The organism is Clavibacter sp. B3I6 (assembly GCF_030816895.1).
Lineage (GTDB): Bacteria > Actinomycetota > Actinomycetes > Actinomycetales > Microbacteriaceae > Clavibacter.
On record NZ_JAUSYL010000001.1, the window covers coordinates 1,903,384 to 1,925,193 of the forward strand.

General features: G+C 72.7%; 17 protein-coding genes. 10 read left to right on the plus strand and 7 right to left on the minus strand.

Features of this window, described 5'->3' with window-relative positions:
• Nucleotides 1–33: 33 nt before the first annotated feature.
• Genes QFZ62_RS09080 through QFZ62_RS09090 form a run of 3 tightly spaced genes read right to left on the minus strand, consistent with a single transcriptional unit; the run spans nt 34 to nt 3,163 of the window.
• The gene (locus tag QFZ62_RS09080; protein ID WP_307504528.1) at nt 34–933 is read right to left on the minus strand and encodes a carbohydrate ABC transporter permease; all 900 of its coding nucleotides are present in this window, start codon (nt 931–933) and stop codon (nt 34–36) included.
• Nucleotides 930–1,880, minus strand: a complete 951-nt coding sequence (locus tag QFZ62_RS09085) for a carbohydrate ABC transporter permease (protein WP_307504531.1) — start codon at nt 1,878–1,880, stop codon at nt 930–932. Before QFZ62_RS09085 ends, QFZ62_RS09080 begins: the two co-directional genes overlap by 4 nt.
• A complete protein-coding gene (locus tag QFZ62_RS09090) occupies nt 1,877–3,163 on the minus strand; it encodes a sugar ABC transporter substrate-binding protein (protein WP_307504534.1) in 1,287 nt (428 codons plus the stop codon). Before QFZ62_RS09090 ends, QFZ62_RS09085 begins: the two co-directional genes overlap by 4 nt.
• Nucleotides 3,164–3,370: 207 nt before the next feature.
• On the opposite strand from QFZ62_RS09090, the gene QFZ62_RS09095 reads away from it, so the two are divergent.
• The gene (locus QFZ62_RS09095; RefSeq protein WP_307504537.1) at nt 3,371–5,707 is read left to right on the plus strand and encodes a beta-L-arabinofuranosidase domain-containing protein; all 2,337 of its coding nucleotides are present in this window, start codon (nt 3,371–3,373) and stop codon (nt 5,705–5,707) included.
• Between the two features lie 68 nt (nt 5,708–5,775).
• On the opposite strand, the gene QFZ62_RS09100 is transcribed toward QFZ62_RS09095, so the two are convergent.
• Both QFZ62_RS09100 and QFZ62_RS09105 read right to left on the minus strand, forming a co-directional pair.
• A complete protein-coding gene (locus QFZ62_RS09100) occupies nt 5,776–8,262 on the minus strand; it encodes a glycoside hydrolase family 2 protein (RefSeq protein ID WP_307504540.1) in 2,487 nt (828 codons plus the stop codon).
• Nucleotides 8,263–8,381: 119 nt separating this feature from the next.
• Complete coding sequence (locus QFZ62_RS09105) at nt 8,382–9,590, minus strand: ROK family transcriptional regulator (protein ID WP_307504542.1); 1,209 nt, start codon at nt 9,588–9,590, stop codon at nt 8,382–8,384.
• 103 nt (nt 9,591–9,693) lie between these two features.
• Here QFZ62_RS09105 and QFZ62_RS09110 point away from each other — a divergent pair, with 103 nt between their 5' ends.
• The 4 genes from QFZ62_RS09110 to QFZ62_RS09125 all read left to right on the plus strand — a co-directional run bounded on the left by QFZ62_RS09110 (nt 9,694) and on the right by QFZ62_RS09125 (nt 14,045).
• Entirely contained in the window at nt 9,694–10,593 is a 900-nt protein-coding gene (locus QFZ62_RS09110) for a LacI family DNA-binding transcriptional regulator (RefSeq protein ID WP_307504545.1), read from the plus strand.
• A gap of 88 nt (nt 10,594–10,681) precedes the next feature.
• A complete protein-coding gene (locus tag QFZ62_RS09115; protein ID WP_307504546.1) occupies nt 10,682–11,725 on the plus strand; it encodes a carbohydrate ABC transporter permease in 1,044 nt (347 codons plus the stop codon).
• Nucleotides 11,725–12,627, plus strand: coding sequence for a carbohydrate ABC transporter permease (locus tag QFZ62_RS09120; protein ID WP_307504549.1), 903 nt, complete (start codon nt 11,725–11,727; stop codon nt 12,625–12,627). The genes QFZ62_RS09115 and QFZ62_RS09120 overlap by 1 nt, the downstream gene beginning before the upstream one ends.
• A 41-nt stretch (nt 12,628–12,668) precedes the next feature.
• Nucleotides 12,669–14,045 carry an ABC transporter substrate-binding protein gene (locus QFZ62_RS09125; RefSeq protein ID WP_307504553.1) on the plus strand — a complete coding sequence of 459 codons (1,377 nt, stop codon included), beginning with the start codon at nt 12,669–12,671 and terminating at the stop codon, nt 14,043–14,045.
• Between the two features lie 28 nt (nt 14,046–14,073).
• On the opposite strand, the gene QFZ62_RS09130 is transcribed toward QFZ62_RS09125, so the two are convergent.
• A complete protein-coding gene (locus QFZ62_RS09130) occupies nt 14,074–15,360 on the minus strand; it encodes an ROK family protein (RefSeq protein ID WP_307504556.1) in 1,287 nt (428 codons plus the stop codon).
• 164 nt (nt 15,361–15,524) lie between these two features.
• Here QFZ62_RS09130 and QFZ62_RS09135 point away from each other — a divergent pair, with 164 nt between their 5' ends.
• Genes QFZ62_RS09135 through QFZ62_RS09155 form a run of 5 tightly spaced genes read left to right on the plus strand, consistent with a single transcriptional unit; the run spans nt 15,525 to nt 21,087 of the window.
• The gene (locus tag QFZ62_RS09135; RefSeq protein WP_307504559.1) at nt 15,525–17,219 is read left to right on the plus strand and encodes an ABC transporter substrate-binding protein; all 1,695 of its coding nucleotides are present in this window, start codon (nt 15,525–15,527) and stop codon (nt 17,217–17,219) included.
• A gap of 55 nt (nt 17,220–17,274) precedes the next feature.
• On the plus strand, nt 17,275–18,264 hold the full coding sequence (locus tag QFZ62_RS09140; RefSeq protein ID WP_307504561.1) for an ABC transporter permease: 990 nt from the start codon (nt 17,275–17,277) through the stop codon (nt 18,262–18,264).
• A 20-nt stretch (nt 18,265–18,284) separates the two neighbouring features.
• Nucleotides 18,285–19,280: an ABC transporter permease gene (locus tag QFZ62_RS09145; RefSeq protein WP_307504563.1), complete on the plus strand. Its 996-nt coding sequence runs from the start codon at nt 18,285–18,287 to the stop codon at nt 19,278–19,280.
• The gene (locus QFZ62_RS09150; protein WP_307504566.1) at nt 19,277–20,182 is read left to right on the plus strand and encodes an ABC transporter ATP-binding protein; all 906 of its coding nucleotides are present in this window, start codon (nt 19,277–19,279) and stop codon (nt 20,180–20,182) included. The genes QFZ62_RS09145 and QFZ62_RS09150 overlap by 4 nt, the downstream gene beginning before the upstream one ends.
• Nucleotides 20,179–21,087, plus strand: coding sequence for an ABC transporter ATP-binding protein (locus QFZ62_RS09155; protein WP_307504569.1), 909 nt, complete (start codon nt 20,179–20,181; stop codon nt 21,085–21,087). Before QFZ62_RS09150 ends, QFZ62_RS09155 begins: the two co-directional genes overlap by 4 nt.
• A 102-nt stretch (nt 21,088–21,189) precedes the next feature.
• On the opposite strand, the gene QFZ62_RS09160 is transcribed toward QFZ62_RS09155, so the two are convergent.
• Nucleotides 21,190–21,762, minus strand: a complete 573-nt coding sequence (locus QFZ62_RS09160; protein WP_307504572.1) for an NADPH-dependent FMN reductase — start codon at nt 21,760–21,762, stop codon at nt 21,190–21,192.
• Nucleotides 21,763–21,810 lie beyond the last annotated feature (48 nt).

Consider the following 21,810-nt stretch of genomic DNA (forward strand, 5'->3'; position numbering starts at 1 on the left):
CGGCCAGCCGCCGCGGCACGCCGGGCGGCGGCCCTACTTCACCGCGCCGCTGATGAGCCCGGCCACGTAGTAGCGCTGCAGCAGCAGGTAGAGCACGACGCACGGGATCACCGTCACGGCGACGCCCGTCTGCATCAGGCCCCAGTCGACCGAGTTGTTCTGGCCGGCCGAGAGGATCTGCAGGCTCACCGGCAGCGTGTACAGGCTCTGGTCGGTGATGAGGATGAGCGTCGCGAAGAAGTCGTTCCACGCCGAGAAGAAGGTGAGGAGCGCGGTCGAGACGATGCCCGGGACGGCGATGGGCAGCATCACCCGGCGCATGGCCTGCAGGGGCGTGTTCCCGTCGATGAGCGCCGCCTCCTCGAGGCTCGCCGGCACGGCCTGGAAGGAGTTCCGCATGAGGAAGATCCCGAACGGCAGGTTGAACGTGGCGAGCACGAGCGAGAGGCCGAGGAGGCTGTTGTCGAGGTCGAGCTCGATGAGCGTCAGGAACAGCGGCGTGATGATCGCCTGGAACGGGATCATGAACGTGATCAGCACCACGAAGAACACCACGTCGCTCCCCCGGAACGGCAGGCGCGCGAACGCGTAGCCGGCGAGGGTCGACACGACGACCGTGATCGCCGTGACGAGCACCGACACGATGACGCTGTTTCCGAGGCTCGTCACGAGATCGAGGCCGCCGGTCGGCTGCAGCAGGCGCTCGAGGTTGCCGAGGCCGAACGAGCCGTCCTGCGCGGTGAGCGCCTGGCCGAGCATGATCCCGAGCGGGTAGAGGAACAGCAGCGCGACGCACGCGCACGCGACGTACCAGGCGACGCGCGGCATGGAGGCGCGGACGGCGCCGAGGCCGCGGCGGTCGCGGCCGCGCACCTCCCGGGCGGGAGCGGCGGCGGACGCGGGGACGGGACGGGCGGGGGCCTGGGTGCTCATGAGTGGTCCGAGTTCCTGAGGAGCAGCATCTGCGCTGCGCTGACGAGGCCGAGGACGACCATGAGGATGATGGAGAGCGCGGCCCCGTAGCCGAGGTCGAGCCGGATGAACGACGAGCGGTAGATCTCGTACACGGCCGTGATCGTGCTGTTGTCCGGCCCGCCGCTCGTGAGGATGTAGAACTGGTCGAACGCCAGCAGCGACCCGGCCACGCTGAACACCAGCACGAGCGCGAGGGTCGGCCGCAGCAGCGGCAGCGTGATGTGGAAGAAGCGCTGCCAGCGGGTGGAACCGTCCACCTCGGCGGCCTCGTTCACCTCCTGCGGGATCGACTGGAAGCCCGAGAGCAGCAGGAGCATCTGCAGCCCCGCCGCCTTCCACGCCACCATGCTCACGACCACGAGGAACGCGGTCGCGGTGCCGCCGAACATGTTCGTGGAGACGTCGAGGAGCCCGAGGCCCGCGAGCGTCTTCATCGTCGGGCCGATCACCGGCTGCCACATGAAGAGGAAGAGGTAGCTCGCGGAGGCGAGGCCCACGACCACCGGCAGGAAGTAGATCGACTGGAAGACGCGCGCCGCGCGGGTGCGGCGCTGGATGAGGAGCACGAGCACCAGCCCGATCACGAGCAGCACGGGCGTGACGATCACCGTGTACAGCAGCGTGAAGCCGACCGCCCGGAGGAACGCCTGGTCCTGGAACGCCTCGATGTAGTTCGCGAGTCCCGTGAAGGCCCGGTTGCCGAGCAGCGGCCAGGTGAAGGTGGACATCGCGACGGTGCGCAGCAGCGGCCACAGGAAGAACGTGACGAGCATGACGAGCGCCGGCAGGGTGAGGAGGACGCCGGTGCGGCGTCGCCGCCTGGCCATGGCGCCGCGGTCGCGCACGGCCGCGCGGGCCGGGGACGCGACGGCGCCCTCCAGCCGGGTGATGACGGGTGCGGTCACTTCTCGTCCTCCTCGACGTAGACGACGGAGTCGAGGATGCGCTGCGCCTCCGCCTGGGCCTCGCGCTGCGCCTCCTCGATGCCGCCGCGGAACACGGACTGCGAGATCAGGTTCACCCAGACCCCGTTGTTGTCGTTGAACAGCTCGTTCTCGACCGGGCTGAAGGGCACGTGGCCCACCCGGAGCGCGTCCGCGAACACCGCGTAGCGGGGATCCTGCGGGACGTAGACGGAGTCGAGCAGGTCGGTGCGGATGGGCACCACGGACTGCTCGGCGAGGATCGTCTGCGCCTCCTCGCCCGTCGCCCACTCCACGAACTCCCACGCGCCGTCGACGTCGTCGGAGCCGTCGAGGATCGCGAGGGTGTCGCCGCCGCCGAAGCTCGCGGATCCGCCGTCCCTCCCGGGCAGCGGCGTGACGCCGAAGTCCACCTTCCCGCCGGCGACGAGCGCGCCCATGGTGGCGGTGCCGTCGGCGATCATGCCGACCGTGCCCTGCTGGAAGGCCGTCGCGGTGTTGGGGCCGGCGTCGGTCTGCGCGAGCGACGGCATGCTGCCGTCGGTCCACATGCCGCGGAGGAGCTCGAGGCCCTGGGCGACCTCGGGGCTGTCGAGGGTGGCCTCGCGGCCGTCGGCGGTGAGCACGTCGCCGCCGCTCCCCCAGATGAGCGGCGTGAAGCCGAAGATGAGGCAGCCGCCGCACGCGCCGGGGATGGAGTAGCCGTACTTCCCGTCGCCCAGGGCGCTGATGGCCTTCGCGGCCGCGCGGATCTCGGCGTGCGTCGTCGGCGGGCGCTCGGGATCCAGCCCCGCCTCGGCGAAGAGCGCCTTGTTGTAGAAGAGCACGGACGCGTCGCCCGTGAACGGCACGCCGTAGGTGCGGTCGTCGAAGGACGTGACCGACGCGTGGGCGGGGCTGAAGTCGTCCGCGTAGGGCAGCGCGTCCACCCGGTCGGTGATGTCGACGAGGGCGCCGGCCTGCGCGAAGTACGGCGTGAAGACGAGGTCGAGGGCCGCGATGTCCGGCGGGTCGCCGCCCGCGATGGAGGTCGCGAGCTTCTGCACGTAGCTGGGGGAGGGCACGAGCGTGATCTCCACCTGCGTGTCGTGGGTCGCGTTGTACGCGTCGGCGAGCGGCTCGACGAGCGCCTTCTCGTAGTCGCGGATCCAGAGGGTGACGGTGCCGTCGGCGTCGTCGCCCTCCCCCGCGGAGCAGCCGGTGAGCGCGAGGCCCGTGATCATCAGGGTCGCCGCGGCGACCGCCCTCGTCCTGGTCCGCCTCATCGCGCTCCTCGGGTGTCGTGATGCTCGGCCCCGAGGGGCGCGGCCGCCTGGCCGCACGCACCGCCCTGGTGCCTTCTACATCGTTGTACTAGATTATGTGCATCGATGTACTGCCCGTCAAGGGCGGGTCGATGGGCCCGGATCGCGTCCGGGACCCGTCCACGGCACCGTCGCCGCGGACGACGCCGCCGCCACGTGAGGATCCCGATGACCATCGCCCCCGCCACCCCGCGTCCCGCCGCCGACCTCCCCGGCGCCGTCCGCTCGTTCCCGCTCTCCGCCGTGCGGCTCGGCGACGGCCCCCTCCGGCACGCGCAGCTCCTCGACGTCGAGTACGTGCTGCGCCTGGATCCCGACCGCCTCCTCGCGCCCTTCCTGCGCGAGGCCGGGCTCGACTCCCCCGTGCCGAGCTACGGCAGCTGGGAGGCGATCGGCCTCGACGGGCACATCGGCGGCCACCTCCTGTCCGCGCTCGCGCAGCTCCACGCCGCGACCGGCGACCCGCGCCTCCTCCCCCGCCTCGAGCACATGCTCGACGTGCTCGAGCGCTGCCAGGAGGCGGCGGGCGACGGCTGGCTCGGCGGCGTGCCCGACGGCCGCGAGTTCGGCCGCACCATCGCCGAGGGCCGGATCGACGCGGACACCTTCGACCTCGAGGGCCGGTGGGTGCCGCTCTACAACCTGCACAAGACGCTCCGCGGGCTGATCGACGCCCACGCGCACACGGGATCGGCGCGCGCCCTGCGCATGGCCGAGGGCATGGCCGGCTGGTGGCTCGGCGTCTCCGCGCACCTGGACGACGACGCGTTCGAGGGCATGCTCGCCACCGAGCACGGCGGCATGGCCGACGCGTTCGCGACGCTCGCGGGGATCACCGGCCGCGAGGACCTGCTGCGGGAGGCCGGGCGGTTCGCGCAGCGCGCCCTCGTGGATCCGCTCGCCGCCGGCCGCGACGAGCTCGACGGCCTGCACGCGAACACGCAGATCCCGAAGGTGATCGGCGTCGAGCGCCTCGGGCGGATGACGGGAGACGCCCGGCTCCTCGCCGCCTCCGACGCCTTCTGGGACTCCGTCGTGCACCGGCGGAGCGTCGTGATCGGCGGGAACAGCGTGCGCGAGCACTTCCACCCGTCGCGCGACTTCGCGCCCATGGTGCTCGACGAGCAGGGACCGGAGACCTGCAACAGCTACAACATGCTCGAGCTCGCGCGGCTGCGGTTCGAGCGGACCGGGGATCCCGCGATCCTCGACCAGGTCGAGCGCACGACGCTCAACCACGTCCTCTCCACGCAGCACCCGGAGCACGGCGGGCTCGTGTACTTCACGTCGCTGCGGCCTGCGCACCCGCGCGTGCACTCGGTGGCGGAGGAGTCGATGTGGTGCTGCGTCGGCACGGGCATGGAGAACCACGCGCGCTACGGCGAGCAGGTGTTCGCGCACGCGGACGACGCGCTGCTCGTGGACCTGTACGTGCCGGCCGAGCTCGACTGGGCCGAGCGGGGGATCCGCGCGCGCGTCGACGGCGACGTGGTGCGGACCGGCGAGGCGACCGTGACGGTCGACGCCGCCGCTCCCGCGGACCTGGAGCTGCGGCTGCGGCGGCCGGGGTGGGCGACGTCGATGGAGGTGCGCGTCGACGGCCGGCCGGTGCCGGTCGTGCCGGGTGCCGCCGCCGTGCCCATCCGCCGCACGTGGTCCGGCGAGACCGTCGTCACCGTGCGCCTCGGGATGGAGGTGCGCGCCGAGCGCCTGCCCGACGGATCCGCGTGGACGTCGTTCACGTACGGCCCGCTCGCGCTGGCCTCGCGCGACGGCCGGGACGGCATCACGACCTCGCTCGCCGAGGACACGCGCATGGGGCACGTGACGCCGGCGCCGAAGGTGCCGCTCGAGCGGACGCCCGTGATCACCGCGGCCGATCCCGCCGACGCCGCCACGCTCGTCGACCGCGCCGCGCTGGCGTTCCGGTTGGACGCCTGGCGCGGCGACGAGCGGGTGGCGGTCGCGCTCGAGCCGTTCGCGGGGATCCACGACGAGCGGACGACGCTGGTCTGGCCGACCGGCGCCGACCCGGTCGCGCGGGCGGCCGAGCTGCGCGCGATGGACGCCGCGGGCACCGACGCCGAGGTCGTCGACCGGGTCGCGGCCGGCGAGCAGCAGCCGGAGGTCGACCACGGCTTCCGCGGGTCGGCGACCCGCGCGGGCGGGAGCGACGGCCGGCACTGGCGGAGCGCGACCGGCTGGTTCTCCTACCTCCTGCGGGATCCGCTCGGCGAGGCCGCGTCGGTGCGCCTGCGGTTCCGCGGCGATGCCGCCGAGCCCGGTGCGGGGCAGGTCGTGCGCGTCGGCGGGATCGTCGCGGATCCCGACGGCGCCGTGCCCGTCGGCCGTGACGGGGACGACGACGTGGTCGACCTGGCCCTCACCGACGCCATGCGCGCGGGCGCGTCCGGGGGCGCGGTCGAGGTCGCGATCCACGCCGCGCCGGGCGGCCGGACCCGCGACCTCGTCGAGGTGCAGATCCGGCGCGCCGCCGCGGGCTGACGGAGCCGACCGGTCCGGTCGCGCCGCGGAGCGCCCGCGTCAGCCGGGGCGCCCGCGTCAGCCGGGGATCACGCCTCGGCCGCGGCCGGCGCGGGAGCCGACCCCGCGTGCGCGGCGGCGGCCACGAGCCCGTTCGCGTGCCGCAGCACGAGCGGCGACAGCGCCGCGTCGGCGTCGATCGGCCCGTCGCCCGTGAGCGTCAGCACGCACGTCTCGCCGGGCAGCAGGCTCACGAGCGCGCGGTCGACGGCGGCCGACGCGTGCGCCCGGTCGGCGAGCACCGTCAGGTCGCGCACGTAGGACGTGGCCGTGACGGTGATCCGGCAACCGGTCGCCGTCTCCTCGACCGCGGCCACGAGCGGGTCGGCGTCGAGCGCCTGGTCGACGACCTCGGCGAGGTCGAGGATCGCGCGGTCGAGGCCGCCCGCGGGCGTCGCCACCAGCAGCTCGCGGGATGCGTCCGCCGCCGTCGCGACGTCCGTCGGCACGGGGAACGCCGCGGATCCGCGCGCCGGCACCTCGACCCGCACGGTCGCGGACGCCCGGACGTCGCCGTCGAGGTCGATCCGGCGGATGTCCACATCGGTCGCGAGCGCCTCGCCCGTGTCGTTGAGCACGACGAGCGCGAGGCCGCCGTCCCGCGGCTGGAAGGTCGCGAGCCGGGGGCGGTAGGCGTCCCGGAGCGCGTACCAGAGGGGCTTCCGCCGCTCGGCGAAGTCGACCGCCGCCCACGAGACCACGGGCCAGTCGTCGTTGAGCTGCCAGACCACGGTGCCCGTGTTGTAGGGCGCGAGCGAGCGGAAGTGCTCGATGCCGAAGCGGATGGCGTGCGCCTGGTTGAGCTGCGTGGCGAAGTGCCAGTCGTCGATGCCGCCGGGCGCGGGCAGGTGCCCCCGCATGCCGCGCTCGAGCTTGAGGTTGCCCTCGTCGGCCTTCTGGTGCACGAGCATCTCGTGGCCGTACGGATCCAGCGGCTCGTCGTGCACGGTGCTCATGAGCGTCGTCCAGGCGGCCGGCCCCTGGAACCCGAACTCGGCGACGAAGCGCGGGGTCCACTCGCGGTACGCCGAGTAGTCCTTCGTGTTCCAGACGTCCCAGATGTGGACGGTGCCGTCGGTGTCGACGTTGGGGTGGAGGTAGTCGTCGAAGGAGTACGGGCTGCCGGGCGTGTAGACGCGGGTCGGGTCGAGCTCGGCCAGGATCGCCGGGAACACCTCGCGGTAGTACCCGTTCCCCCAGGTGCGGCCCTCAAGGCGCGGCCGCCAGCCCCACTCGGCGAAGGCGACGATGTTCTCGTTGTTGCCGTTCCAGACCACGAGGGACGCGTGCGGGGACAGCCGGGTGACCGCCTCGCGCACCTCGGCGCGCACCTCCTCGGCGAGCCACTCCTCCTCGGCGTACGCGGCGCACGCGAACAGGAGGTCCTGCCACACGAGCACGCCGCGCTCGTCGCACTGCTCGTAGAAGTCCTCCGACTCGTAGATGCCGCCGCCCCAGACCCGGAGCAGGTTCATGTTCGCGTCGAGGGCGTCGTCGATGCGCCGGCCGTAGCGCTCGCGCGTCATCTCGGTCAGGAAGGCGTGGTCCGGGATCCAGTTGGCCCCGCGGATCATGACCAGCTCGCCGTTGACGCGCAGCTCGAACCGGTTGCCGTCCGCGTCGGGGGTCGTGTCGAGCGACACGGTGCGGAAGCCGACGCGCGTGCGGCGGACGTCCCCGTCGATGGCGACCTCCACGTCGTGGAGCGGCTGCTCGCCGTGGCCGACGGGCCACCAGAGCGCGACGTCCGGGACGGCGACGACGACGGATCCGGACCCGAGCACGTCCGCGGTCGCCGCGGCGAGCTCGCGCCCGTCGCGCGCGACGCGCACCGTGACGGGGACCGACGCGCGGGGGCCCGCCTGCTCGATCTCCACGGCCGCCGTGAGGATCCCGGCGCCGCCGGTCACGTCCACCAACGGGCGGACCGAGGCGATGCGCGCGCCGCTCCACGAGTGGATCCCGATGGAGCGCCAGATCCCGCTCGTCGCCACGTCGATGCCCCAGTCCCAGCCGAAGTTCGACGCGTTCTTGCGCAGCGCGTTGTAGGGGTGGTGGTTCACGTGCGGCAGCGCGCCGCCGTGCTCGGCGGACAGGCGCTCGGCGGCGTCGACGGGCGCGTCGAACGCGACCTCGATGCGGTTCTCCCCGGCGACGAGCAGGTGCCCGACGGGGAAGCGGTACGACCGGTGCTGGTTGCGGGTCTGGGCGACGACCGTCCCGTTCACGACGATCGTCGCGAGCGTGTCGAGCCCGTCGGCGACGAGGTCGTGGCGCTCGGAGCCGTCGTCCTGCCAGTCGAAGGTCCGCGCGTAGCGCCACACGGTGCTGCCGATCCACTGCTGGGCGGCCTCGGCGTCGCCGTCGAACGGGTCGGTGATGAGGCCCGCGGCCAGGAGGTCGGTGTGGGCGCAGCCCGGGACGGTCGCGGGCACGTCGCGGCCGAGGATCCCGTCGGGTGCGGCTCCGGAGACGGCCGTGAGGGTCCAGTCGCCGTCGAGGGTCAGGTGGGTCATGGGGATCCTTCCGGGTGGGCGCGGCACTGCGCTCCGCCGTCCGGATGTCCCGGCCGTCGTGTCCGCCAGTTTCGTTCCCGGCTTAAGTAATGTCAACCGGCGCCCTGCGGCGCGGTCGATCAGGGGCGCGCCGGCGGCACCAGGCCGAGCGTGCGCGGGGACAGCTCCTGCTGCAGCACGAGCGCCGCGCCCCCGACCGCCGCCGCGTCGGCCACGTGCGCCGACAGCTGCACCCGCACGGCATGCCGCCCGCGCGCGAAGAAGCCCTCGTCGAGGCGCCGCTCCACCACCTGGAGGTAGAGGCTGCCCGCCGTCTCGAACGACGGCCCGGCGAGCGACAGCGAGTCGAGGTCGAGCAGGTTCGCGAGCGCGATGGCGGCGTCGGCGAGGTGCTCGGCCGACTCCGTGATGAGCTCCACGGCCAGCGCGTCGCCCCGCACGGCGGCGGAGGCCACCGCGGCGAAGTCGGCGAAGGGATCCCCGTCGGCGCTCAGCGCGAAGCCCGCCTCGCGCCCGTCGGCCACGGCGCTCCGGGCGCGCGCGGCGACCGCGGCGGGTCGCGCGAGCTCCTCCGAGGAGGGGCCGCGAGGGGCGCCGCCGAGGTGCATGCGCATCTGCCCGAGCTCGCCGGCGTTCGAGCTGGACCCGCGGAAGACCGTGCCGCCGAGGACGATGCCCGCGCCCACGCCCGCGCCCATGTAGATCGTGGAGTGCGCGACCGCGTCGGCCACGTCGCCGCCCCAGAAGTCGCCGATCGCCGCGGCCGTGGCGTCGTTGTCGAGGAGCACGGGCAGCCCGGCGGCCTCGGCCAGCGCGCTCTGCACCGGGTAGCCGTGCCAGCCGGGGAGGGTCGGCGCCCCGAGGACGCTGCCCGCGACGAGGTCGAGCGGCCCGGGCGCGACGAGGCCGATGCCGGCCACGCGCGCGGGGTCGAGGCCGAGGGCGGGCAGGAGCGCGGCGATGCGGCGCCCGATGGCGGCGGTGACCTCGTCGGGCGGGGCGTCGCGGGCCCCCCGGGTGCGCATCCGGCCGACGATGTCCCCGTTGACGTCGGTGACCACGTACGTGATCGAGTCGGCGCCGAGCTGCACGCCGACGGCGAAGCGCGCCGTGGGGTTGATCTGCAGCATCACGCGCGGCTTGCCGCCCGTGTACTCCGTCTCGCCGGTCTCGGCGACGATGCCGTCCGCGAGCAGCACGCGGACGATCTTCGAGATGGTCGCCTGCGTGAGCCCGGTGAGGTCGGCGATCTGCACGCGGCTGATGGGACCGCGGCTGCGCACGAGGTCGAGCACGAGGCCCCTGCTGGTCGCCGTGGTCAGCGTCACCCGAGGATTGACCACACGACCCCGCTCTCGTCCTCGCCATACTAGGGCGGCCTCCGGACGCCGCCCGCGCGGGCGGCGGGAGGGGATGGGCGATACTGCACCCATGACCGTCACCGAGCCCGCCGCGCCCTCCGACCCGCGGGGCGCGGAGGCGCCCGCGGACTGCGCGTCCGTGGGCCTCGTCGTCGTCCGGCCGCCGGGCTCGTTCGGACTCGACCCGTTCTGGGGCGAGCTCCTCGGCGGGATGGAGGAGGCCCTCGACCGGGCCGACCGCACCGTGCTGCTGCAGATCGTCGCCGACCGCGACGAGGAGGCGGCCACCTACCGCCGCTGGGCCGCCGGCCGCACCATCGTGGGCGTGCTCGTCGGCGACATCGTGGCCGACGATCCCCGCGGCGCCCTCCTCGACGAGCTCGGGATGCCCGCCGTCATGCTGGGCGACGTCGACGACCCCGCCCACACGGTCGTGCAGGTGGACGACTTCGGCGCCATGCGGGCGGCCGTCGAGCACCTCGTCGACCTCGGTCACCGCCGCATCGCGCGGGTCGCCGGACGCCCGCAGCTGCTGCACTCGCAGGCGCGCAGCCGCGCCTTCGCCGCCACGACCGCGGCCGCGGGGATCACGGGCCGGAGCGTCGACGGCGACTACACGCCGGTGTCCGGCGCCGAGCTCACCCGCCTGCTGCTGGAGGCGGCGGAGCCGCCCACCGCGATCGTCTACGACAACGACGTGATGGCCGCCGCGGGCCTCGAGGTCGCCGTCGCGCGGGGTCTCGACGTGCCCGGCGACCTCTCGCTGCTCGCCTGGGACGACTCGGCGATCTGCCGCCTGGCGCACCCGCCGCTGTCCGCGATGCGCCGCGAGGTGCACGACCTCGGCCGGATCGCCGCCGCCGCCGTGCTCGACGCCGTCGCCGGACGCGGCCGCACCGTCGTGCACGTGTCGGACGCGACGCTCGTGGTGCGCGGCACCACCGCCCCGCCGCGGCCCCCCGCCGCCTGAGCGGCGAATCATACGCACCATCGGCTCGCCGCGAAAGGCCCCCGCCCTGTCCGTCAGGTGACGGACAGGGCGGTCCACCATGTGCACCATGGAGACCCCCCGCCCCGCGCGCGCCCGCTCGCGGGTGGCGACCGCCCCGCCATCCCCCGCCGCGGCATCCGCCGCCGCGGCCGTCGCGCCGCGCCCCGCCGAGGCGTCGGGCTCGCAGCCGTCCGGATCCGGGCCCTCCGCGTCGCGCAGGCGATCCCCCGCGTACCGCAGGAGGCAGCTGCGCGGCTGGGGGCTCTTCGCGCTGTTCGCCTCCCCGAACATCATCCTCATCGCGGTGTTCGCCTACTGGCCGGTCATCGGCAACGTGTACCTCAGCCTCACCAGGTGGGACTTCATCTCCCCCGCGCCCCTGTTCGTCGGGCTCGCGAACTACGCGCAGCTGTTCGCATCCGCCGCCTTCCTCGACGTGCTCCGGATCACGCTCGTGTGGGTCGTGGTCGTCGTGGGCGTGAGCCTCCTGGTCGGCATGGCCCTCGCGGCGCTGTTCTCCATGCGGCCGCCGGGGACCTCGGCGGTGACGGGCATCGTGTTCGCGCCCCACGTCCTCTCCGGGGCCGCGGTCGCCGCCGTGTGGCTGTTCATCTTCGACCAGAACTACGGCCTCGCCCGGGTCGCCTTCGACGCGGTGGGCGCCCGGTCGCCCGCCTGGACCACCTCCAGCGAGTGGGCGCTGCCCGCGCTGCTGATCGTGTCGATCTGGAAGGGCGTCGGCTTCGTCGCGATCGTCTACCTCGCCGCCATGCAGGGCATCCCCGCCGAGGTCCTCGAGGCCTCGCGGCTGGACGGCGCCGGGCGGTGGCAGACCTTCCGGCACGTCACGCTGCCGCTGCTGTCGCCCACGACGTTCTTCCTCACCGTCACGCAGATCATCAGCGCGTTCCAGGCGTTCGACCTCATCGCGATCATGACGGGCGGCGGTCCGGCCTCCGCCACCACCACGCTCAGCTGGTTCATCTACGAGCAGGCGTTCGAGCGGTCGAACGTCGGCTACTCGGCCGCGGCGTCGAGCGTGATGTTCGTGATCCTCATGGCCATCACGGTGCTCCAGTTCCGGTTCGTCGAGAAGAGGGTGCACTACTGATGTCGTCGACGCTCGCCGCCCCGCCCCCCGCCCCCGTGGCCGAGACCGAGACCGCGCCCTCGAGGAGGAGGCGCTCGGGCGCGCCCGGGCGCCGCGCCTGGTGGGGAGTCCCGCTCCTCGTGATCGTGGGGCTGGTGTTCCTCGTCCCGCTCTACGTCCTGGTGACCACGGCGTTCAAGCCGAACGCGGACATCTACACGTGGCCCATGCGGTTCCTGCCGAGCACGCTGACGTTCGACAACCTCGCACGGGCGTGGGAGATCGCGCCCTTCGACACGTTCATCCTGAACTCGGTCATCGTCACGCTCGCGGGCTCGGCGGGGAAGGTGCTCCTCGCCGTCCTCACCGCGTACGCGTTCGCGTTCCTGCCGTTCCCGGGCAAGGACGCGCTGTTCCTCGTGATGCTCGGCGCGCTCATGGTCCCCGGGCACGTCACCCTGCTCGTGAACTACATCACCATCGGGAACCTGGGCCTCATCAACTCCTACGCCGGCATCGTGCTCCCGGGGCTCGCCAGCGCGTTCGGCACGTTCCTGCTCCGGCAGCACTTCCTGGGGCTCGCGCCCGAGGTGCTGGAGGCGGCCGAGCTCGACGGCGCGGGGCACCTCCGGAAGCTCTTCTCGTTCGTGCTGCCGATGTCGCTCCCGGCCCTCGCGACCGTCGCCCTCATCGCCGTGATCGACGAGTGGAACGACTTCGTGTGGCCGCTCATCATCACCAACTCCGTGAACATGCGGACGCTCCCCGTCGGCCTCATGTACCTCAAGGCGAACGACGGCGTCACCGCCTGGGGCGTCCTGATGTCCGGGACCCTGCTCGTCATCCTGCCGATGCTCGTGGTCTTCCTCCTCGCGCAGCGCTACATCGTGTCCGGCCTCGCGGGAGCCGCGGCCCGGCGGTAGCCCGCCGGGACCCGCGATCCCATCCACCCCGAAGGAGAACCATGCAGTACAGCAACGAACCCCGCCCGCGGCGCTGGCCCTCGGTCACGCGCCGCCAGGTGCTCGCGGGCGGCGTCCTCGCCGCCACCATGCCGCTTCTCGCCAGCTGCTTCGGCAGCGGCGGCGGCGCGTCCGGCACCGTCTACGACCAGCCGAGCGGCGACACGCCCCCCGAGTTCGAGGGCCGGCAGCGCGTCGTGATGTGGAGCAACTTCGTCGAGAACAACGGCGAGGTGCTGCAGGCGAACATCGACGCCTTCAACGCCTCGCAGGAGGACATCTACTGCGAGGTGCAGACCTTCGAGGGCTACGACGTCGTCGAGTCGAAGATCGCCGCGAGCCTGCAGGCCCGGCAGGTGCCGGACCTCAGCGTCCTCAGCGACGTGGTCTGGAACCGCTTCTACCTCAACGAGATGCTCGAGCCGCTCACCTCCTACTTCGACACGAGCTTCACCACGGCGGCGTTCCACGAGCGCTTCATCGCGGAGGGCACGGTGCAGGACGAGGTGTGGTGGGTGCCGTTCGGCCGCTCGACGCCGCTCTTCTACTACAACCGGGACGTCTTCAGCGCCGTCGGCCTGCCCGACCGCACCCCCGAGACGTTCTCCGAATACCGCGACTGGGGCAAGGAGCTCCAGGGGTACAGCTCCGGCGGCACGCAGGTGCGGATGCGCGCGTACGACGGCAACGACGACTGGTACTTCCAGGGCTCCTCGTGGGCGTTCGGCGGCGGGTATTCCGACGGGCTCGACCCGCGGTTCACCTCGGACGGGACCGTCGCGGCGCTCGAGTACGACCGCGCCTTCATCCACGACGACGGGTCCGGGTACCTCGCGGCCGACCCGACGGGCGACTTCATCGCGGGCTCCGCGGCCACCGTCTTCAACTCCACCGGCGCCCTCACCGGCATCCAGGACGCGGCCGCCTTCGAGTACGGGTGCGGCTTCCTGCCGCGCGAGGTCGACACGGGCGTGCCGACGGGCGGCAGCGGGCTGTCGATCTTCCGGTACGCCTCCGACGAGCGCAAGAAGGCGGCGTGGGAGGTGCTCCGGTTCCTCTCGTCCGGGGACGCGGCGGTGGCGTGGACCCTCGGCACGGGCTACATGCCCACCGCGACGGATGCCATCGAGTCCCCGGAGGTGAAGGCGCGGGCGGCGGAGAACCCGAACTACCGCATCGCCATCGACCAGCTCGACATCGCCCGCTTCCCGGACACCGTGCGCCGGTACGTGCCCGAGACCGTGCCCGAGGCCAAGGCGGCGATCCAGAAGGTGTACGCCGACGGCGCCGATCCGGCGGCGACGCTGAAGACGGTGCAGGACGCCCTCCGAGCCCCGATCGACGAGGTGCGCGCGAAGTACGACCAGCTCGTCGGGTAGGCCGCGTCCGCGCCGGCGCCGGCGCCCCTCAGCGCGCGACGACGCGGAGCGCGGTCCCCGTGGCGCCCGGCACGGCGGCGATCCGGGGCGAGAGCGCGGAGGACCCGGGGCGCCGCGGCTGCGCGAGCTCGCTGCGGACCACCAGCATGGCGCCGCCCACGGCCGCCGAGTCGCGCGGATCCTCCGCCAGCACGGCGCGCGTGGGGCGCACCCGGCGCGTGAACACCGAGCGGGCGAGCTCCACCTGCACGGCCTCGCGGTACACCTCGCCCGCGATCACGAAGCTCGGCCCCGCGAGCACCACGCGGTCGAGGTCGAACAGGTTCGCGAGCGTGACGGCGGCGCGCCCCAGCCACTCGGCGGCGGTGCGCAGGAGGGCCATGGCCTCGTCGTCGCCGTCCACGGCGGCGCGGGCGATGCGGTCGAACTCGGCCTGCGTGGCGTCGAGCCCGCCGGTCAGCGCGAGGTCCGCGCGGAGGCGCGGCACGGCGATCGCGCCGCGGACCACCGCGGTGGGGCCGGCGAGCCCGTCCACGCATCCGCGGTTGCCGCATCCGCAGGGCTCGCCGCGCGGGTCGAGCGAGACGTGGCCGATCTCGAGCCCGTTGCCGGACGCCCCGCGGTAGGCCTCCGCGTCGACGACCACGCCGCCGCCGATGCCCCCGGCCATGAAGATCACGCCGTGGGTCCGCCGCATGCCGCCCTGGTCCGAGCGGCTCTCGCCGATGGCCGCGGCGTCGGCGTCGTTCTCGAGGAGCACGGGCATCCCGAGGAGGGACCGGAGGGTGGCGACCACGGGGAACCCGCGCCACTCGGGGCTCGGGTCGATCGTCTCGATCACGCCCCGCGCGCGGTCCTGCGGTCCGTGCGTCGCGAGCCCCAGGCCCAGCACGCGGGCGCGCGGGATCCCGGCCTCCTCGAGCAGCTCGTCCACGCGCTCCGCGATGCCCGCGAGGACCTCGGCCGGCGGACGCGTCGACGCGCCGGGGAGGTCGGATCGTGCGATGACGTCGCCCGCGAGGTCCACGACCACCACCGTGCACGTGCACCGGTCGAGCTGCACGCCCACGGTGGCCCGCGCAGCCGCGTCGATGCGCAGCAGGCGCCGAGGCGTGCCGCCGCGCGACTCGCCGCGGCCGACCTCGACCACCAGGCCGTCCCCGATGAGGTCGCGCACGACGTTGGTGATGGTCGCGCCGGTGAGCCCGGACGCCGCCGTGAGCTCCACCCGGCTCACCGTGCCCGCCGAGCGGATGCAGTCGAGCACCGTCGTGCGGCTCGTCAGCCGGGACGCGGCGTCAGCGGGGTCGGCCATGGGGTCCTCCGGGATCGTCACCCAGTCGTGATGCGGGGGTCCTCCCACAATACTTGACAGACTTAATTTACCGAGTGAGGATTACCGGCACCGCCCCTCGGGGCCCCCAACGCACGTCCCCGGTCAATGCCGACTGTCCGCCGCGAGGCGGGAAAGGAACGACGATGTCCCTCTTCACTCCCCTCGGATCCGCTCGCCGCAGGAGGAGGGTCGCCGCAGGCGTCGCCCTCGCCGCCGCGGCCGCGGTCGCCCTCTCCGGCTGCGGTGCGGGCTCCGGCTCGTCCGCCAAGGACACGCTCGTCGTCTACACCGGCCAGGCCGGCGACTACCAGCTGAACCTCAACCCCTACTCGCCGTCGTCCATCGGCGGCATCGGCTCGATCTACGAGTCGCTGTTCTTCATCACGAACGTCAACCAGGAGGAGCCGGTGCCGCTGCTCGGCACCGACTACGCCTGGAACGAGGACGGCACGCAGCTCGACGTCACCCTCCGGGAGGGCGTGAAGTGGTCCGACGGCGAGGACTTCACCGCGGACGACGTGGTCTTCACGCTGCAGATGGTCCGCGACACCCCGTCGATCAACTCCACCGGCTTCGACGGCGAGGTCAGCGCTACCGACGACACCCACGTGAGCATCACGTGGGACCACCCCGCGTTCGTCAGCCTCCCCAACGTCCTCAGCCGCATGCCGATCGTGCCGGAGCACCTCTGGAAGGACGTCGACCCCGCCACCGACGTGATGAAGGAGCCCGTGGGCACCGGCGCGTTCACGCTCGGCGACTTTAAGGCGCAGGCCTTCACCCTCGCCGCGAACCCCGACTACTGGGACGGCGAGCCCGCCGTGAAGCGGATCCGCTACCTCTCCCTCTCCGGCAACACCGCCGGCGCCGACGCCCTCGCGGCCGGCACCATCGACTGGCAGACCGGCCCGGTGCCGGACATCGCCAACGTCGAGGAGAACTACCCCGGCTACAAGGCGATCACCATCGGCCAGAACCAGATGGCGCTCATCACCTGCTCGAACGCCGACCTCGGCTGCGCCGGGCCCCAGACCGACCCGGCCGTGCGCCACGCCATCTACCAGGCGATGGACCGCGACCAGATGAATGCCCTCGCGTTCCAGGGCACGTCGAGCGAGGTCTCCCCCACCTTCGCCCTGCTGCCCGCGCAGGAGGACTCCATCTCCGCCGACGTCGAGGAGAAGGTCGCCCCGATGAAGCCCGACACCGCGGGCGCGCAGGCGACCCTCGAGGCCGCCGGCTGGGCCAAGGGCGCGGACGGCATCTACGCGAAGGACGGCGAGCGCCTCTCCCTCACGGTCGAGGTCGTCACCGGCTGGACCGACTACATCACCGCCATCGACACCATGGCGCAGCAGATGAAGGCGGCCGGCATCGAGCTCGACGCCGCGCAGTCGTCGTGGAACGAGTGGACGGACAAGCGCACGAAGGGCAACTACGAGCTGGTCATCGACTCGCTCGGCCAGGGCCCGTCGAGCGACCCGTACTACCTGTACAACAACTTCCTCAGCTCGGCGAACACCACCGAGGTCGGCACCCCGGCGTCCACGAACCTCTCCCGGTTCGCCGACCCCGAGGTCGACGCGGCGCTCGAGGTGCTCGCGTCCACGCCCACGGACGACACGGCCGCGCGCCAGGCGCAGTTCGACGTGATCCAGCGGAAGCTCGTCGACGTCATGCCGTACATCCCGATCATGACGGGCGGCACGACGAGCGAGTACAACGACGCCGGCTTCACGGGCTGGCCGACCATGGACGACCTGTACGCGTTCCCCGCCATCTGGGCCTCGCCGGACAACTCGCAGGTCTACAAGTCGCTGAAGCCGGCCGGGGAGTAGGCGTGTCCGAGGAGGAGCGCGCGGTGACCGCGGGCGCCGGGGAGGAGGACGGGCGATGAGCTACTTCGTCCGCAAGGCGGGGTTCTACGCGGTGGCCCTCTGGGCGGCCCTGACCCTCAACTTCCTGATCCCCCGGCTCCTGCCGGGCAACCCGGTCGACATCCTGCTGGCCAAGCTGCAGCAGCGCGGGGGCAGCGTCACCCCCGAGACCCGCCGGGCCTACGAGCTCCTCCTCGGGGGCGACACCTCGCAGCCGCTGATCGCGCAGTACGGGAGCTACCTCGTCAACGTGTTCCGCGGCGACCTCGGGGTGTCCGTCAGCTACTTCCCCGCCCCCGTGTCGGAGGTCATCGGCGGCTCGCTGCCGTGGACCATCGTGCTGGTCGGGCTCTCGACCGTCGTCGCGGCGGTCATCGGGGTGGCGCTCGGCGCCTTCGTCGGCTGGAAGCCGGGCACCTGGCTCGACTCCCTCGTGCCGGCGACCACGATGCTCGCCGCGGTGCCGTACTTCTGGCTCGCGCTGATCCTCGTGTACGTCTTCGCGACCACCATGCGGCTCTTCCCCTCGCAGGGCGGCTACGACGTGGTGCTCGACCCGGGCTGGAACGCGGAGTTCATCTCCTCGGCCGTCCAGTACGGGATCCTGCCCGCGGCGACCATCGTCATCGCGTCGCTCGGCGGCTGGCTGCTCGGGATGCGCAACATGATGGTGTCGACGCTGAGCGAGGACTACATCCTCACCGCGCAGGCCAAGGGGCTCACGCAGGGCCGGATCCTCCGGGCCTACGCCGCGCGCAACGCCGTGCTGCCGTCGGTCGCGGGCTTCGCCATCTCGCTCGGGTTCGTGGTCTCCGGCTCCATCGTCACGGAGCAGGTCTTCTCCTACCCGGGCATCGGATCGAAGCTCCTCAACGCGGTCACGAACAACGACTACGCGCTCATGCAGGGGATCTTCCTGTTCATCACCCTCGCCGTGCTCGGCGCGAACCTCGTGGTCGACCTCCTCTACGGGATCGTCGACCCGCGCACCCGGGCCCGGGCCTAGGCGCCACGGAAGGAACGGACATGACCGAAATCCAGCCCTCCACCCAGCCGGACGTCGCCCAGGCGACCGAGCGGCTCGCCGCGGAGGCCGCCGACCGGGGGAAGCCGCCGCGCTCCGCCTGGCGCCTGATGCTGCCGACGATGACCCCGTGGCTCGCCGCCGGGATCGCGCTCGTCGGCCTCATCTCCCTCTTCGGCCTCGTCGGGCCCGCGCTCCTGCAGGACCCGACCACCATCCGCGACTCGGGCCTCCAGCCGCCGAGCGCGGACCACCTCCTCGGCACCACCCAGACCGGGCAGGACGTGCTCGCGCAGCTCGCGTACGCCACGCGGGGATCGCTCCAGATCGGCCTGCTCGTGGGCGTGCTCGCGACGGTGCTCTCGGCGTTCTTCGGGATCTTCGGGACGTACGTCGGAGGGTTCGCCGACGAGGCGTTCTCGCTGCTGTCGAACGTGTTCCTCGTGATCCCCGGCCTGCCGCTCGTCATCGTGATCTCCGGCTTCGTGCCGCGCGAGTCCCGCGGCCTCTGGACCATCGCGGTGGTCCTCGCCGTCACCGGATGGGCGGCGTCCGCGCGCGTGCTCCGGGCGCAGACGCTGTCCATCCGCACCCGCGACTACGTGGCCGCCAGCCGCGTCGCCGGGGAGCGGGCGTGGCGGGTGATCGCCGTGGAGATCCTGCCGAACCTGCTGCCGGTGCTCGCGAGCCAGTTCGTGTTCGCGGTGATCGCGGCGATCCTCGGCGAGGCGGGCCTGTCCTTCCTCGGGCTCGGGGCGAGCAACTCCTCGACCCTCGGCACGATGCTCTTCTACGCGCAGAACGGGTTCGCCCTGTCGCTCGGCGCGTGGTGGTGGTTCGGGCCGCCCGGGCTCCTCATCGCCCTGTTCGGCATGGGCCTGTCCCTCATCAACTTCTCGATCGACGAGATCATCAACCCGAAGCTCAAGAACGTGCGCCTGCACCGCAAGCGCGCCCGCCTCGCGAGCCGGCTCGAGCGCAGGAAGGCCGCCTCATGACCGCCACCGTCCCCACCGTCCGACCGGGCGGCGCCGCGGGGGGCCAGCGGTCGAGCGTGCTCACCGTCGACGACCTCACCGTCGTGTACGAGACCGAGAACCCCGTCACGGCCGTGAAGCACGCGTCGTTCACGCTCGCGCCGGGCGAGATCCTCGGCCTCGCGGGTGAGTCCGGCTGCGGCAAGACCACGCTCGCGTACGCGATCAACCGGCTGCACCGGCCGCCGGCCCGCATCGCCTCGGGGTCGGTGACCTTCCACGACCGCGGCGGCCAGGACGTCGACCTGCTCGCGCTCGGCGACGAGGAGCTGCGGGCCTTCCGCTGGTCGAAGCTCTCGATGGTGTTCCAGGGCGCGATGAACGCGCTCAACCCCGTCACGACCGTCCGCGCGCAGCTCGACGACACGCTCCGGGCCCACCGCCCCGGCATGTCGAGGGCCGAGCGGCGCGCGCGCTGCGCCGAGGTCCTGGAGCGCGTGAGCGTGGATCCGGCCCGCCTCTCGTCGTTCCCGCACGAGCTCTCCGGCGGCATGCGGCAGCGCGTGATGATCGCGATGGCGATGCTGCTCGAGCCGCAGATCATGATCATGGACGAGCCGACCACCGCGCTCGACGTGGTCGTGCAGCGCGACATCCTCCGGGAGATCGTGCGGCTGCGCGACGAGCTCGACTTCGCGGTCGTCTTCATCACGCACGACCTGCCGCTGCTGCTGGAGATCAGCGACCGCATCGCGATCATGCTGCGCGGCGAGATCGTGGAGCTGGCGAGCGCCGAGGACATCTACCGCGCGCCCCGGCACGAGTACACGAGGAAGCTGCTGCGCTCGTTCCCGAGCCTCAGCGGCGAGCGCGGCGCGTTCATCCGCAGCGGCGCCGACGAGGACATGGAGGAGACGCGATGACGCGGGTGGCGGTCACCGACCTGACGAAGGACTTCACGATCCGGAAGGGCCTCGGCCGGCAGGCGTTCCGCGCCGTCGACCGGGTCTCGTTCGACCTGCTGCCCGGGCGCACGGTCGCGCTCGTGGGCGAGTCGGGATCCGGCAAGTCGACGATCGCGCGCATGCTCGCGAAGCTGGAGAAGCCGACGTCCGGCCGCATCGAGGTGGAGCTCGACGACGGCACGCCCGTGGTCGGATCCCTCTACCGGCGGCACGTGCAGATGGTGTTCCAGGACCCGTTCGCGTCGCTGAACCCCTTCCACGCGGTCGAGCACCACATCGCGCGACCGCTCCTCCTGCACCAGCGCACGCGCGGACGGGAGCAGACGCATCAGCGCGTGCTCGAGATGCTGGAGCGCGTGAACCTGACGCCGGCCGAGGACATGGCCGCGCGCCGGCCCCACGAGCTCTCGGGCGGACAGCGGCAGCGCGTCGCCATCGCCCGGGCGCTCGCCCCGGGGGCGCAGGTGGTGATCGCCGACGAGCCGGTGTCGATGCTCGATGTGTCCATCCGGCTCGGCGTCCTGAACCTCCTGGGCCGGCTCCAGCGCGAGGACCACCTCGCCGTGCTCTACATCACCCACGACCTCGCGACCGCGCGGCACTTCTCCGACGAGATCCTCGTGCTCTACAAGGGCCGCGTCGTGGAGCGCGGGCCGAGCGACCAGGTGATCCTCGACCCGCACCACGACTACACGAAGCTGCTGGCGCTCGCGGCGCCGGACCCCGAGCGGCTCGGCAAGGTCGTGTCGGGCGAGGCCGCGCCGGATCGCGCGGGCCTCGACGGGAGCGTCTGCTACAACCACCACTCCGGTGCGTGGGAGGGCGTGGGCGACCCGGTGGGCCGGGCGGTGCGCGCCGGCTGACGGACGCGCGGCGGAGCGGAGCGGACGCCGAGGAGGGCAGGGCGACGGTGGTCGTCCCTGCCCTCCTCCGCGTCGCGGTCGCGGTCGCGGTACGCGGTCGCGCTACGCGGCGACGGCCGTGAGGTTCCGCTCGATGTGCGCGTGGAACGCCTGCAGCCAGGTGAGGAGGAACTCCTCGGTGCCCGCGTCCGAGATCGCGCCCTCGGGGGAGATGAGCCCCTCGGTGGTCTGGATGTACGCCTCGGGCTGCGAGAGCTCGGGCGAGGCGAGGAACGACAGGATGCTGCGGAGGTGCTGCTGCGCGACGGCGGTGCCGACCGAGCCGATGGACGTGCCGATGACAGCGCTGGGCTTGCCCTGGAACGCGTTCTCGCCGTAGGGGCGGCTGGCGAAGTCGAGCGCGTTCTTGAGGACGCCGGGCACCGAGCGGTTGTACTCGGGCGTGACGATCATGATCGCGTCGGCGTCGGCGATCGCGGCCTTGAACTCGTTGGCGACCTCGGGGTAGTCGCCGTCCATGTCGGCGCTGTAGAAGGGCAGCGGGGCGATGGGGATCTCGGTGAGCTCGAGGCCGGCTTGGGCGCTGAGTCGCGCGAGGGCGAGCGACAGGGCCCGGTTGATGGAGGTGGACGACAGGCTGCCGACGAGGTAGCCGACGCGGTACGTGGTGCTCATGGTGTGCTCCTTCCCGCATGGACCATTCCATGCGCGCGCATGGAGCCT

Coding starts and splice junctions, on each gene's coding strand:
- QFZ62_RS09110 (WP_307504545.1), top strand. CDS start 9,694: ATGACCGTCACCGAGCCCGCCGCGCCCTCCGACCCGCGGGGCGCGGAG.
- QFZ62_RS09100 (WP_307504540.1), bottom strand. CDS start 8,262: ATGACCCACCTGACCCTCGACGGCGACTGGACCCTCACGGCCGTCTCC.
- QFZ62_RS09120 (WP_307504549.1), top strand. CDS start 11,725: ATGTCGTCGACGCTCGCCGCCCCGCCCCCCGCCCCCGTGGCCGAGACC.
- QFZ62_RS09145 (WP_307504563.1), top strand. CDS start 18,285: ATGACCGAAATCCAGCCCTCCACCCAGCCGGACGTCGCCCAGGCGACC.
- QFZ62_RS09115 (WP_307504546.1), top strand. CDS start 10,682: ATGGAGACCCCCCGCCCCGCGCGCGCCCGCTCGCGGGTGGCGACCGCC.
- QFZ62_RS09095 (WP_307504537.1), top strand. CDS start 3,371: ATGACCATCGCCCCCGCCACCCCGCGTCCCGCCGCCGACCTCCCCGGC.
- QFZ62_RS09155 (WP_307504569.1), top strand. CDS start 20,179: ATGACGCGGGTGGCGGTCACCGACCTGACGAAGGACTTCACGATCCGG.
- QFZ62_RS09160 (WP_307504572.1), bottom strand. CDS start 21,762: ATGAGCACCACGTACCGCGTCGGCTACCTCGTCGGCAGCCTGTCGTCC.
- QFZ62_RS09150 (WP_307504566.1), top strand. CDS start 19,277: ATGACCGCCACCGTCCCCACCGTCCGACCGGGCGGCGCCGCGGGGGGC.
- QFZ62_RS09080 (WP_307504528.1), bottom strand. CDS start 933: ATGAGCACCCAGGCCCCCGCCCGTCCCGTCCCCGCGTCCGCCGCCGCT.
- QFZ62_RS09130 (WP_307504556.1), bottom strand. CDS start 15,360: ATGGCCGACCCCGCTGACGCCGCGTCCCGGCTGACGAGCCGCACGACG.
- QFZ62_RS09090 (WP_307504534.1), bottom strand. CDS start 3,163: ATGAGGCGGACCAGGACGAGGGCGGTCGCCGCGGCGACCCTGATGATC.
- QFZ62_RS09135 (WP_307504559.1), top strand. CDS start 15,525: ATGTCCCTCTTCACTCCCCTCGGATCCGCTCGCCGCAGGAGGAGGGTC.
- QFZ62_RS09140 (WP_307504561.1), top strand. CDS start 17,275: ATGAGCTACTTCGTCCGCAAGGCGGGGTTCTACGCGGTGGCCCTCTGG.
- QFZ62_RS09125 (WP_307504553.1), top strand. CDS start 12,669: ATGCAGTACAGCAACGAACCCCGCCCGCGGCGCTGGCCCTCGGTCACG.